At 60.6% G+C, this 12,234-nt stretch carries 14 protein-coding genes; 10 read left to right on the top strand and 4 right to left on the bottom strand.

All coding sequences use genetic code 11. From position 1 onward, the window contains the following. Positions 1 to 2: 2 nt before the first annotated feature. Complete coding sequence (locus tag B5D49_RS10740) at positions 3 to 1,040, bottom strand: rod shape-determining protein (RefSeq protein ID WP_078717704.1); 1,038 nt, start codon at positions 1,038 to 1,040, stop codon at positions 3 to 5. Positions 1,041 to 1,177: 137 nt separating this feature from the next. Here B5D49_RS10740 and B5D49_RS10735 point away from each other — a divergent pair, with 137 nt between their 5' ends. Further along, positions 1,178 to 2,086 carry a tRNA modification radical SAM protein MnmL/YtqA gene (locus B5D49_RS10735; protein ID WP_078717703.1) on the top strand — a complete coding sequence of 303 codons (909 nt, stop codon included), beginning with the start codon at positions 1,178 to 1,180 and terminating at the stop codon, positions 2,084 to 2,086. Positions 2,087 to 2,137: 51 nt separating this feature from the next. Here the strand turns inward: B5D49_RS10735 and B5D49_RS10730 are convergent, their stop codons facing one another. Next, positions 2,138 to 3,130: a chemotaxis protein CheV gene (locus B5D49_RS10730; protein ID WP_078717702.1), complete on the bottom strand. Its 993-nt coding sequence runs from the start codon at positions 3,128 to 3,130 to the stop codon at positions 2,138 to 2,140. A gap of 244 nt (positions 3,131 to 3,374) precedes the next feature. Here B5D49_RS10730 and B5D49_RS10725 point away from each other — a divergent pair, with 244 nt between their 5' ends. The 5 genes from B5D49_RS10725 to B5D49_RS10705 all read left to right on the top strand — a co-directional run bounded on the left by B5D49_RS10725 (position 3,375) and on the right by B5D49_RS10705 (position 6,996). After that, the gene (locus B5D49_RS10725; protein ID WP_078717701.1) at positions 3,375 to 3,665 is read left to right on the top strand and encodes a DUF1844 domain-containing protein; all 291 of its coding nucleotides are present in this window, start codon (positions 3,375 to 3,377) and stop codon (positions 3,663 to 3,665) included. Between the two features lie 12 nt (positions 3,666 to 3,677). Continuing rightward, complete coding sequence (gene argC / locus B5D49_RS10720) at positions 3,678 to 4,733, top strand: N-acetyl-gamma-glutamyl-phosphate reductase (RefSeq protein ID WP_078717700.1); 1,056 nt, start codon at positions 3,678 to 3,680, stop codon at positions 4,731 to 4,733. 168 nt (positions 4,734 to 4,901) lie between these two features. Next, positions 4,902 to 5,771, top strand: a complete 870-nt coding sequence (locus B5D49_RS10715; RefSeq protein ID WP_078717699.1) for a CheR family methyltransferase — start codon at positions 4,902 to 4,904, stop codon at positions 5,769 to 5,771. 323 nt (positions 5,772 to 6,094) lie between these two features. After that, positions 6,095 to 6,547: an arsenate reductase ArsC gene (locus B5D49_RS10710; protein ID WP_078717698.1), complete on the top strand. Its 453-nt coding sequence runs from the start codon at positions 6,095 to 6,097 to the stop codon at positions 6,545 to 6,547. Between the two features lie 2 nt (positions 6,548 to 6,549). Next, on the top strand, positions 6,550 to 6,996 hold the full coding sequence (locus tag B5D49_RS10705; protein ID WP_078717697.1) for an arsenate reductase ArsC: 447 nt from the start codon (positions 6,550 to 6,552) through the stop codon (positions 6,994 to 6,996). Between the two features lie 30 nt (positions 6,997 to 7,026). On the opposite strand, the gene B5D49_RS10700 is transcribed toward B5D49_RS10705, so the two are convergent. Together B5D49_RS10700 and B5D49_RS10695 are read right to left on the bottom strand one after the other, a co-directional pair. Continuing rightward, a complete protein-coding gene (locus B5D49_RS10700) occupies positions 7,027 to 8,067 on the bottom strand; it encodes a glycosyltransferase (RefSeq protein ID WP_078717696.1) in 1,041 nt (346 codons plus the stop codon). Positions 8,068 to 8,207: 140 nt separating this feature from the next. Continuing rightward, on the bottom strand, positions 8,208 to 8,789 hold the full coding sequence (locus B5D49_RS10695) for a hypothetical protein (protein WP_078717695.1): 582 nt from the start codon (positions 8,787 to 8,789) through the stop codon (positions 8,208 to 8,210). A 619-nt stretch (positions 8,790 to 9,408) separates the two neighbouring features. Between B5D49_RS10695 and B5D49_RS10690 the strand changes: the two genes are divergently transcribed. Genes B5D49_RS10690 through B5D49_RS10675 form a run of 4 tightly spaced genes read left to right on the top strand, consistent with a single transcriptional unit; the run spans position 9,409 to position 12,147 of the window. Next, positions 9,409 to 9,630 carry an indolepyruvate ferredoxin oxidoreductase subunit alpha gene (locus tag B5D49_RS10690; RefSeq protein ID WP_078717741.1) on the top strand — a complete coding sequence of 74 codons (222 nt, stop codon included), beginning with the start codon at positions 9,409 to 9,411 and terminating at the stop codon, positions 9,628 to 9,630. Continuing rightward, a complete protein-coding gene (locus B5D49_RS10685; protein WP_078717694.1) occupies positions 9,627 to 10,784 on the top strand; it encodes a 2-oxoacid:acceptor oxidoreductase subunit alpha in 1,158 nt (385 codons plus the stop codon). Before B5D49_RS10690 ends, B5D49_RS10685 begins: the two co-directional genes overlap by 4 nt. Before the next feature lies 1 nt (position 10,785). Beyond that, positions 10,786 to 11,589, top strand: coding sequence for a 2-oxoacid:ferredoxin oxidoreductase subunit beta (locus B5D49_RS10680; protein WP_078717693.1), 804 nt, complete (start codon positions 10,786 to 10,788; stop codon positions 11,587 to 11,589). A 6-nt stretch (positions 11,590 to 11,595) separates the two neighbouring features. Then, positions 11,596 to 12,147, top strand: a complete 552-nt coding sequence (locus B5D49_RS10675; protein WP_078717692.1) for a 2-oxoacid:acceptor oxidoreductase family protein — start codon at positions 11,596 to 11,598, stop codon at positions 12,145 to 12,147. Positions 12,148 to 12,234: the final 87 nt, after the last annotated feature.

Genomic DNA, 12,234 nt, shown 5'->3' with positions numbered 1-12,234 from the left:
GGCTAGTCCGAGCAAATTTCGCGGTAGAGGTCGATATTGTCCAGGGCGCGGCCCGATCCGAGCACCACGGCCGTGAGCGGATCATCCACCACGGTAATGGGCAGCTGGGTTTCGTGTTGGAGCAGGGCGTCCAGGCCGTTGAGCAGAGCGCCGCCGCCCGTGAGCACGATGCCCCGGTCCACGATGTCCGCAGCCAGTTCCGGCGGGGTCTGTTCCAGGGCGATGCGCACTCCCTGCACAATGCCATCCACCTGTTCGGCAATGGCCTCGCGTACTTCCTCATCGTTGACGGTGCGGTTTTGGGGGATGCCCGTGACCAGATCGCGTCCCTTGATTTCCATTTCGCGTTCGCCGTCCACGGGGTAGGCCGAGCCGACGGTCATCTTGATTTCCTCGGCCGTGGATTCTCCGATGAGCATGTTGTACTTGCGTTTGACGTACTGCATGATGGCTTCGTCCATCTTGTCGCCGCCGATGCGTACGCTTTTGGCATAGACGATGCCGGAAAGGGAGATGACCGCGATTTCCGTGGTGCCGCCGCCGATGTCCACCACCATATTGGAGGTGGGTTCGGTGATGGGCAGGTCCGCGCCAATGGCCGCGGCCATGGGTTCCTCAATGAGGTAGACCTCGCGGGCGCCGGCGGACTGCGCGGATTCGCGCACGGCCCGTTTTTCCACCTGGGTGATGCCCGTGGGTACGCAGATCATGATCCGGGGGCGCACCAGACGGCGGGAGTTGTGGACTTTGGCGATGAAGTGGCGCAACATGGCTTCAGTGACTTCAAAGTCCGCAATGACGCCGTCCTTCATGGGCCGGATGGCCACGATGTTGCCGGGAGTGCGGCCGAGCATTTTTTTGGCTTCGGCACCCACGGCCAGGACGGTCTTGCCTCCGCGTGAGTCTTTTTTCACGGCAACCACGGAAGGTTCGGAGAGCAACACTCCCTTGCCTTTCACATACACCAGCGTATTGGCCGTCCCCAGGTCGATGGCGAGATCCGTTGAAAACGAGCCTACAAATTTGTCGAAAACTTTCATTCGATGTGCTTCCCCTGCGAGGTGAACGGATGGTATCGCCCTGGCTGGACATGCGCTTCGGCGCCTGCCACAAGCGATGATGCAATTGACCTAACAGAAGAAACCTTGGGGGGCAACAGCCCGCCGCATTCACCGCCATGAATCAGCATACCCCGTATCTCGCTCTTTCCGCGTATCTGCGCGCCCGATTCGGGGAACGCGTGCAAAAGATTCCGCTGGACGCGGGCTTTTTTTGTCCCAACCGGGACGGCACGCTTTCCCGCACGGGCTGTACGTTTTGCAACGCCCGGGGGTCCGGTTCCGGGCTGCTGGCCCAGGGCATGGATCTGGCCGACCAGTGGGAACATTGGCGCGCCCGTCTGGGCAAGCGATACAAGGCCCGGCTCTTTCTTGCGTATCTGCAATCCTTTTCCAATACCTACGGACCGTTGGAGAAGCTGCAAAACAGTCTTGACCAGATTCGCGATCTGCCCGGACGGGTGGGGCTGTGCATCGGCACACGGCCGGACTGTCTGGACGCGGCCAAGTTGGATCTGCTGGCGCAGGTGGAGGGGGAAACCTGGCTGGATCTGGGCTTGCAGAGCAGCAACGACCACACCCTGCAACGCATCAACCGGGGGCATGATGCGGCCTGCTTTGCCGCAGCCGCTGAAGCGGCCGCACAGCGCGGACTGAAGGTCTGCGCGCATCTCATCGGTGGGTTGCCCGGGGAAGGGCCGGAGGATTTTTTACGCAGCGTCCGGTTCCTCGACGCCCTGCCCGTGGCCGGGGTCAAGTTCCACAATTTGTACGTCTGCCGCAACACGCCCCTGGAACGGGAGCTGGCAGGCGGCGGATTGGAATTGTGGGATAAGCGGACCTATGTGCAGAGCGTGTGCCGCGCTTTGGGGCTGCTTCGGCCCGACATCGTGATTCACCGGCTCAACGGCGATCCCGCGCCCGGGGAGCTGGTTGCTCCGGCCTGGGCCGCGGACAAGCAGACCCTGCGCAACGAGATCCACGACGAACTGGAGCGGCTCGGACTGCGCCAGGGCGGCGGAGCGTAGCAGCCCGGTGGCGGCCGGTCTTCGGGCGGTGTTGGTTTTTGCAACGTCTAGCTAGGCGGTGCCGGACGGGGGTTCCCCCTGGTCTTCGGCGGGAGCCAGCTCAAAAAGCAGATTGTCCAGCGTCCCCACCAGCTGCACCATGCGGGGCTTGGTGATGAAGGCATCGGCCCCCACCTCGCGGCATTTCACGGCCATTTGCTCATTGATCAGGGAACTGAAGATGATCACCGGGGTCTGCCCGTAGAAGGGATCTTCCTTGATGCGTCGGCAGAGGGTCAGACCGTCCAGCTGGGGCATTTCAATGTCCGTGATGATCAGGTTCACCATGTCGCCTACCGGGATGTTTTGCTCCTCGGCCTGCTTTTTCTTGGCGTTCAGGTACTCGCTGGCGGCAAGGCCGTTTTCAAAGGGCTGGACGTCCGTGTACCCGGATTGCTGGAGAATGGTCAGGATGGTGTGCCGGATGAACGGGGAATCCTCGGCAAGCACCACGTGTTTTCCCGAGCGCATTTCCGGGGTGGCCTCCTCGGGCAGGGCCATTTGCGAGTCCGAATCCAGCTTGGTTTCCGGGAAGAAGTTGGCCACCAGGTATTCAAAGTCCACCAGGAGCACGTCTTTGTCGCCCACATGCACGGACCCGGTGAAGTGCGACGAGAACTGGTTCATATACCCGTCCAGCGGGTCGATTTTGTCCCAGCCGATGCGGTGGATGCGGTTCACGCCATCGGTGAGAAAACTGCATGTCAGGTCGTTGAATTCCGTGACCAGGGCGATGGGCCGTTCCACGTCGTCGCGGTGGCGTACGTTCAGGGCCGCGTAGAGGTCGATGAACGGGAGGGTTTTTTCGCGCCAGAGCAACACGCCGGGCATGGCCGGGTCCGCGTCGGGCGTCCGGGTGAAGCGCTCCTCCTCAAAGGAGATGATTTGTAAAATTTTGGAAACATTGATCCCATAGCTCTGCCCGCCAAGGAAAAACTCCAAAATTTCAACTTCGTTGGTGCCGCTTTCCAGCAAAATGCCCTGGGCGTCCCTGGTATTGTCCATAGTGCTCCTCTCTCGTGCCTGGGATGGTCCTCTACATCACTGTATAGCTTGTCGTGGATTTTCTGGCAACGCCCGGCAACGCTTGTTGCGTTATCTTTGCGCGGTTTTCATTTGGAGGGTTTGGAACGGGCGGTGCAACATCTTGAAACCGATTGGAAATTCGCTTTTCCGATGCGACTTTCCGGGCTTGATGCGCGGGGGGGGATTGGCTACACTCCCGCAAACCCCGACACCGGAGGACAGGATGAGCGACGAAAAAACGTGCAAGGATTATTTAAAGGGCATGCCCTTGCCGGAAGTGGACTTCAAAACCTTTTTGATGTCGTTGTCCTCCTCGGCATTGGTGGCCCTGGGGGAAACCGAGGACCCGGGTACCGGACGGACGGAATACATGCCGCATATCGCCAAGCATACCATCGACATCATCGCCATGCTGCAACAGAAGTTCGAACAGGGGCTGACCGACGAGGAAAGCCGTCTCCTGTGCGAAATGCTGTATAACCTGCGCATGAAATACGTGAACAAGTCCAAGTAGCGGAGCATTGAAATGAGCAATCGGATTCCCGTGGGATTGGTGGGCGTCACCGGCTACACGGGCATGGAATTGGCCCGGATTCTGGCCGGGCATCCCGGCCTGGAACTCGTCAGCGTCACGTCCCGCAAGGAAGCGGGCAAGCGGCTGGAGGATATCTATCCGTTCCTGCGCGGCACCGGACCGGGCGCCCTGGAAATCAGCCTGCCCAGCCCCCGGGAACTGGCCTCCCGCTGCCGACTCGTCTTTCTGGCCGTGCCACATAAGACAGCCATGGAAATGGCCGACGCCCTGCTCTGCGAAAACGTCAAGGTCGTGGACCTCTCCGCGGACTTCCGCATCAATGACAAGGCCGTGTATGAACAGTGGTACGCCACGGAGCACACCCGCGCCCACCGCCTGGAAGAGGCCGTGTACGGCCTGCCCGAGCTGTACCGCGAGGAAATCGTTTCAGCGGATCTGGTGGCCAACCCCGGCTGCTACCCCACGTCGGCCATCCTCGGTCTCTGCCCGGTATTGGCCCGGGGATTGGTGGAAACGGACGGGATCGTCATTGATTCCAAATCCGGCACCTCGGGGGCGGGACGCAAGGCCAAGGTCGGCTCCCTGTTTTGCGAGGTGCACGACTCGTTCCGCGCCTATGGCCTGGGAACGCACCGCCACACCCCGGAGATCGAACAGGAATTGTCCAAGGCGGCGGGGGCGTCGCTGACCGTGTCCTTTAACACGCACTTGCTGCCCATCGACCGGGGGATTTTGAGCACCATCTATACCCGGCTGCGCCCGGGGACGGATCTGGAGACGGTACGCGCCGCCTATGGTGAACAATATCACGGTGAACCCTGGGTGCGTGTGCTGCCTGAGGGAACCCTGCCCGAAACCCGCTGGGTGCGCGGCACGAATTTCTGCGACATCGGCGTGGTGCTGGATTCCCGAACCAATCGGCTGATCATTCTGGCCGCCATCGACAACCTGTGCCGGGGAGCGTCCGGGCAGGCCGTGGTCAACGCCAACCTGATGCTCGGGCTGGAACCGGCCGCCGGACTGCAGGCTGCCCCGCTCATGCCCTAGCAGAACGCTCGGCATGGTCCCTCCATCCTGCCGCGGGGATGGAGCCGGACCCCTGCGCCGTGTTGCGGCGCGTTGGCCCGGATGATTGCCGCGCTTTGCGCTGCACGTTGCTGAAGCGGTTCGCGTGAGGGATTCGTTGAACATCAAAACAAAGGGAGGCCGGGACCAATGGAGTTGACTGCCAATGATTTCAATGACCTGCGCCGCTATATTTATGAGCTGTGCGGGTTGCACATCCCGGATACCAAAGAATATTTGATCACCCAGCGGTTGGGATCGCTCCTGGCCGCCACCGGGGCGGAATCCTGGCGCGAATTCTACGAGTTCTTGCTGCGCGACGGCACGTCCAAACTGCGCAACGACATCATCTCCGCCATCACTACCAATGAAACCAGCTTCTTCCGCGACCAGCACCCCTTTGAGTCCTTTCGGGAGCACATTCTTCCGGAACTGTGCAAAACAGTGATCAAGCGGCAGTTGCGCGGAGACAAGCGGCCCGTGCGGATTTGGTCCGCTGCCGCGTCCACGGGGCAGGAGCCGCTGACCCTGGCCATGATCATCCGCGAACATCTGGAACGGAATCCTGGAAACGGGCTGCGCGCCGAGGATTTTTCCATCCTGGCCACGGACATTTCCGCCCGGGCGTTGGCCCGCGCCATCACCGGGGAATATTCCGAATTCGAACTTTCCCGCGGTCTGCCGGAGAATTTTCGGAAATACTTCACCCCCCGGGCCGGTCGCTTCAAGGCAGCCCCGGAGTTGCAGCAGATGGTGGAGTTCCGGCAGTTCAATCTGCTTGCCGACTATTCCGATTTGGGCAGCTTTGAAACGGTCTTTTGTCGTAACGTACTGATTTATTTCGACCAGGAAACCAAGCGCACCATTGTAACGCGGTTCCGCGACGTGTTGCGTCCCCGGGGACATCTGGTGCTCGGTTCCACTGAGAGCGTGTACGGCCTTTCCGACGATTTCGAGCAGCTTCGGCTGGGCAAGGCGATTCTGTATCGCTTGCGCCAGGCCGAACCCGCCCTGGGCTGATCTCGGGCATCCTGTTTTTGTTTTCCGGGATCGCACCAGCGAGCCGCCGGTTTTGTCCCTCCTCCCCTGCATGCCTCTTTGGTGAATGGTTCGTGGTCCGTAGCCGGCTACGAACATCCGATCCCGCCGTGTTTTTCCTTTTCTGCTTATGCATCTTCCCGGAATATTGCGGGAAAAAATGTCACGCAATCGGCACGATTTCAGCCGGGGTTTGCGGCATGGTCCCGAATACGCCACTGTGGACCGAAACATTTCGTTACGGCCCAGCGCCGGGATGTTCCGGCCATGGCGTCATCTGCAACCCGGTCCGGGGAGGTCCGTTCATGAGCAAGGTACGTGTCCTGTTCATTTGCAACCACAACAGCGCCCGCAGCCAGATGGCCGAGGCGCTGCTGCAACGTTTCGGCGGCGAGGAATTCGAGGTGGAGAGCGCGGGGTTGGAACCTACGCAGATCAATCCCTTGGTGGTGGAGGTCATGCAGGAGGAAGGCATTGACCTGTCCGAAAAGCGTACCCAATCCGTGTTTGATCTGTTTCGCGCCGGGCGGCTCTATGATTATGTGATCACGGTGTGCGATGACGAGCAGGAAAAGAAGTGTCCGGTTTTCCCGGGCGTGGCCAATCGTTGGCACTGGCCGTTTCCCGATCCGGCCAAGGTGACCGGGTCGCATGAGGAAAAACTCGCCCAGGTGCGCGCCATTCGCGAGAGCATCAAGGAGCGGGTCCGCAATCCCTTTACCGGATCGTTTCGGACGGACAGCCCGTTTTCGGAGTAGGCATGCAAGAGTCGGTTCGTATTTTATTTCTCTGCACGGGTAACTCCTGCCGCAGCCAGATGGCCGAGGGATTTGCCAGGGCGTTGCGGCCGGAATTGACCGCTTTTTCCGCCGGAGTGGTGGCGCGCGGGCTGGATCCACTGGCCGTTGAGGTCATGGCCGAGGCGGGCGTGGATATCTCGGGCCAAACCTCTAAGCGACTGGAGGAGCTGTCCGAAGAGACGTTTGATTATGTGGTCACGCTCTGCGGACACGCCAAGGAGCACTGTCCTTTTTTCCCGGGCAGGACCAGGCGCGTACACAAGGGGTTTGACGATCCACCGGAACTGGCCCGCTCCGCCGCAGACCGGGCGGAAACCATGCAGGTCTATCGCCGGGTTCGGGATGAAATTCGGGATTGGGTCATGGGCCTGCCCGGGAATCTGGACGACGAGGCGGGCCAGGCATAGAGCCTGCCCGCAGAAAAGCGCGTATCCGGCTCAGGCCACGGCGAGCCAGTCCCGGCCCAGGTTGTAGCGACGGGAGCGCAGGAACGCGCCGATATCTTCCCGCGCCCCGCGGGAAGCCACATAGGACAGCAGAAAACGGCGTCCCGGCGGCGGCACTTCGTCCCGGTGGCGAACCGGTCGCCCCTGGATCACCTGACCCACCTTGCGCGGATCAAGGTCGTAATACTCAGTGATTTCAATGCCATATTCCGAAAGCATCTCGGCCCGTTTGCGCGTTGGCCGACCCGCTCCCAGCACGCCCACCCGCGGATGGTCGGGGTTATGTTGCGCCAGCCAGCGCGCCAGGTACTTGGCTTTGACGCGGTAGAACGCGGCCGGGTCGTAGCGTGGGTCGGTGCGTGTCAGGCGGGACGGAGGGTCATTCCAGACCAGCAGCTCCGCATCCACCTTTTCCATGAGCACCCCCCGGTCCATGAGCCGGAGCAGGAATTCATAGTCCTCGGGAAAGTCGCCGTCCCGGAATCCGCCGTGCTCCAGAAAGAGTTCCCGCCGGAACATGACGGAAGGAAACGCGAACGGGGATTCCACAAAACGGTTCAGGGAAATGGCCTCGCTGGTCACCAACCGGTTGGTCCAATCCACATATAGGGCGTAGCCCCGGGCGGCATCGCGGTCGCCGCCAAAGCGGACGCGGCTCCCCACCAAGCCCAGTTTGGGCCGTGTGGCCAGCCAGCTGACCTGGGAGGCCAGGCGTTCGGGCAGGGCGAGGTCATCCGCGTCCATGCGGGCCACGAACCTGCCGCGGGATTTTTCCAGGGCGGTGTTCGCGGCCACGGCCACGCCCCCATGACGGATGCGAAACGGCCGCACACGGGCATCGCGCCGGGCGTACTCCCGGAGCACGTTCGAGGTGTTGTCCTTGGAACCGTCGTCCACGGCCACGATCTCGAAATCGGTCCAGGTCTGGGCCAGCAGGCTGTCCAGGCAGGCGGGCAGGGTGCTTTCCGCATTCCAGCAGGGCATGGCCACCGAGACCAGGGGCGTTGATGTTTTTCGGCGCTGATGCAGCATCCAGCCCGTCTAATATGCTCCCTGCCCCGGGTCAATGTGATTCGGAGCAGGCCGGGGGCAAGGATCATTCCGCTGCGATGCGGGGAAGACCGGGAAACAGGCTGCTGGTATTGCAGCCCGATCCCCGGAAGATGGTGCGTCTATTGTTCCGCGACTTCGGGCTGATCCGTGCGCAGCAGATTGAGCGCGCCCTGGTCGTGGATGAACATGTTGTATCCCGAGAGGATGATTTCGCTCACGGTCTGGGAAAAGTCCGAAGGCCTGCCGAATTTGCCGGAATGGACCGGCTCGGGGCGGAAGGTCTTCTGAAATGCCAGGGCGTTGGTGCTCTTGTCCCGAATGCTGTAGGTCACGGCGTATTCCCAATCCACAGAATATCCCAGGTCGTCGATGACGAAATCCGTAACCTCGCCTTCCACGGCGTAGGGCGCGTCCTCCGTGAGGGCGATGCCTGTCTTTTCCAGTTCCAGTGCTGTGGCGCGCCGCACCAGTTGGGCCACATCCGTACTGATGTAGATGTTGCCCAGGGCGGTATTGTGAATCTGATTCTTTTCGGAAACCTCGCCACGTTCAAAGGGGGCGTAGGTGAACTCGTCAATGGAGGCTTTTCCCTGGCAGCGCACGATGTTTTGCGGCTCGTAGGAGTTGACCGGAAGTGTTCCGGCACAGCCGGAAACGAGAAAAACAGCCAGACACATCAGCAGCAAACAAATCTTCTTCATAGTTCCATCTCAGTTTCGTTGTCAGTTCGTGTCGCGTGAAGTCAGGTTCCACAGTGTGCCGCAATCGTACACAAAATCCTTGAAGGGGCGCTTTTTTGGCACAAAAGGGAAGGAAAGGCAATACGGCATGCCGTGACGGAACCGAGGGACCGATTGCCGTGGGCGCTCATCCCTTCTCATGCATGATTCTGAATATTTCCCAATGAAAAGAGCCTGTTCAGCCATTTGCGCTTCGTGAGGGCCGGATTGGTTGTTCAGACAGTATCGGCATTTTTTTGTCAGGATAACGGGTGGTTGATGGCGTTTTTAAAGTGAAACGCCGTTAATTGCAAAAAGGGGGTTGCGGCCTTTGTCTGCTTGTCATACAATCACTCAATCATTCAATCACTCAGTCCAACGAAGTGAGGATGGAGCATGCTGGTTTTGCCGAAACGTTTTCGACCCCGTCACGGGGCATGGAGGCACGGAGCCTTGGCGGTCAAGGTCTTCGAGGACTGCGTCGCGGCCCTCCAAGGTGCGGCAAGGTCCGTGGGTGAAGCCCGCGTTGTCCGTGATTCGGCGAACTGTTTATCTTAACCGACTTTCCGAGCGCCGGAAGGTCAATTTTTTGGAGAACGGCATGGAGGCAGTCGAGATCAATGTGTTGTGGTGCAAGGGCTGCGGCGTATGCGTGGCGTTTTGCCCCAAGAAGGCTCTCTCGCTTGTCGGGGAAAAGGCTCAGGTGGACCCCGAACTGTGCATCGGTTGCGGGATGTGTGAGCTGTACTGTCCCGACCTCGCCATTGTGGTCAACAAGCCGGTCAAAGGGACCGGAAAAGTGACGGAGGAGGCCCGGTCATGAGTGGGGCTCAGCAGGACGTCCGATTTGTTCAGGGCAACGAGGCCTGCGTTCGCGGCGCGTTGTATGCCGGAGTTCGGTTTTTCGCGGGGTATCCCATCACCCCGTCCACGGAAGTGGCCGAGCATCTGGCGGAAAATTTGCCCAAGGTAGGCGGCACCTTCGTGCAGATGGAAGATGAAATTGCTTCCATGTGCGCGGTGTGCGGCGCCTCCCTGGCCGGGGCCAAGGCCATGACCGCCACGAGCGGACCCGGCTTTTCATTGAAACAAGAGGCCATCGGCTACGCGGCCATGGCCGAGATTCCCTGCGTTGTGGTGGATGTGCAGCGCGCCGGTCCGTCCACGGGTCTGGCCACCAAGGTGGCTCAGGCGGATGTGAACCAGGCCCGCTGGGGCACCCACGGGGAACATTCCATCGTGACCCTGACCGCCTCCACAGTGCAGGACATGTTTGCCGTCACCGTTGAAGCGTTCAACATTGCGGAGGCCTACCGCACTCCCGTCATCCTGCTCTTCGACGAGGTCATGGGGCACATGCGTGAGCGTCTGGTGATCCCCCCGGCAGGCGAACTGCCCGTCACCGAGCGTTTGCGCACGGCCGTCAAGCCCGGCGTCAACTATCACCCCTACCTGCCCCGGGAAGACGGCCGTCTGCCCATGTCCGACTACGGCGATATTCATCGCTACCACGTCACGGGCTTGTATCACGACATCTGGGGCTTTCCTACGGAGCAGCCCGAGCAGGTCAACAAGCTGGTGCACCACCTGGTGGACAAGATTGAAGGCCGGGTCAACGAGCTGGCGCGTTGGAAGGAATTCTACATGGAAGACGCCGAGAGCGTGCTCATTTCCTACGGCTCCGCAGCCCGCAGCGCCCGCCATCTGGTGGAGACCAGACGGCAAAAGGGACACCGCGTCGGCCTGCTGGAGCTGCAGACCATCTGGCCGTTCCCCAAGGAATTGGTGCGCGAGAAGACCGCCAACGCCAAGAGCGTCTTTGTAGTGGAAATGAACATGGGACAGGTCATGGCGCAAGTGAAGCAGGCCGTGGACAACCCCGACCATGTCTATCTTGTGAACCGAGTTGACGGAACGCTCGTGACACCGACGGACATCGGCAACGTCATGCGCGTGATTGAAGGGAAGGGGGTGTAACATGGCTTTTCGAGATCTCATCCGCGAGCGCTTTTTTCCGCACATCTGGTGCCCGGGCTGCGGCCACGGCACCGTGCTGAACAGCCTGCTGCACGTGGTGGATAAGCTGGGACTGGACCCGACCTCCATGTGCATGGTTTCGGGCATCGGCTGCTCCGCCCGCATTTCCGGCTATGTGGATTTCCACACCATGCACACCATGCATGGCCGCGCCCTGCCTTGCGCCACGGGCATCAAAATGACCAAGCCCGAGCTGAACGTGGTCGTGCCCATGGGCGACGGCGACGCCATGGCCATCGGCGGCAACCACTTTATCCACGCCTGCCGACGCAATATCGATATGACCGCCATCGTGCTGAATAACCGCATCTACGGCATGACCGGCGGACAGTATTCCCCGCTTTCCGGCCGGGGCGTGTTGGCCACCACCGCGCCCTACCGCAGCATTGACGACGATTTCGATGCCGTTGAGCTGGCCAGGGGCGCCGGAGCCACATTCGTGGCCCGCACCACCGCCTTCCATGTCAAGGAACTGAGCAAGATCCTGACCAAGGCCATTGAGCACAAGGGATTCTCCGTAGTGGAAGTCATGGTGCAATGCCCCACGTACTTCGGCCGGAAGAACAAGATGGGCGGCGCCGTGCAGCTGCTGGAATACTACCGCGACAACACCGCTCCCCTGGGTTCCAAAAAGCTGGAGGAAAATCAAAATCTGATTCCTCGCGGCGTGTTTGTGGAACGCGAGCGGCCCGAGTACTGCGAAGAGTACCAGAACGTCATCGCTCTGGCGGAAGGCAAGGAGTAAAACCTCATGGAAAGGTATCGTTTTCTGTTGTCCGGTTCCGGCGGGCAGGGCGTCATCACCATGGCCATCCTGCTGGCGGAGACCGCTGCCCTGGAGGAGAACCTCACCGCGGTGCAGTCCCAGTCCTACGGCCCGGAGGCCCGCGGCGGGGCAACGCGTTCCGACGTGATTATTTCCGATTCGGAAATTTTCTTCCCCAAGGTGTTGCAGCCCAATATCCTGGTGGCCCTCACCGAGGAAGCGTCCAATAAATATCTGCCCCTGATTCGTCCGGGCGGACTGTGCTTATATGACTGTGATCTGGTACAACCGAATCCCCGTGTGGATGCGGAACAGATCGGCATTCCCATGTATAAAAATGTGCTGGCCCGGCTGGGCAAGGCCGTGGCCTTCAACATCTGTGTGCTTGGGGCATTGACCACACTCACGGGGATCGTCAAATTGTCCTCGTTGGAGCGGGTGGTGGAGCGTCGCTTCGCCAAGGCGCATTTTGCGTCCAACCAGGAAGCCTTGCGGCTCGGCGAGGAATTGGCCCAGCCCTATATGGCGCAGGTGTAAACCAAGGCAGGGACGGCAGGACCGCACGTCGTCCCTCGGTACGGTCGTCCCCGCGCAGCGGCGCGGGGCGGCCAAAGCACAGGAGTT

The organism is Paucidesulfovibrio gracilis DSM 16080 (assembly GCF_900167125.1).
Lineage (GTDB): Bacteria > Desulfobacterota > Desulfovibrionia > Desulfovibrionales > Desulfovibrionaceae > Paucidesulfovibrio > Paucidesulfovibrio gracilis.
This window is presented reverse-complemented; position numbering and strand designations above follow the sequence as displayed.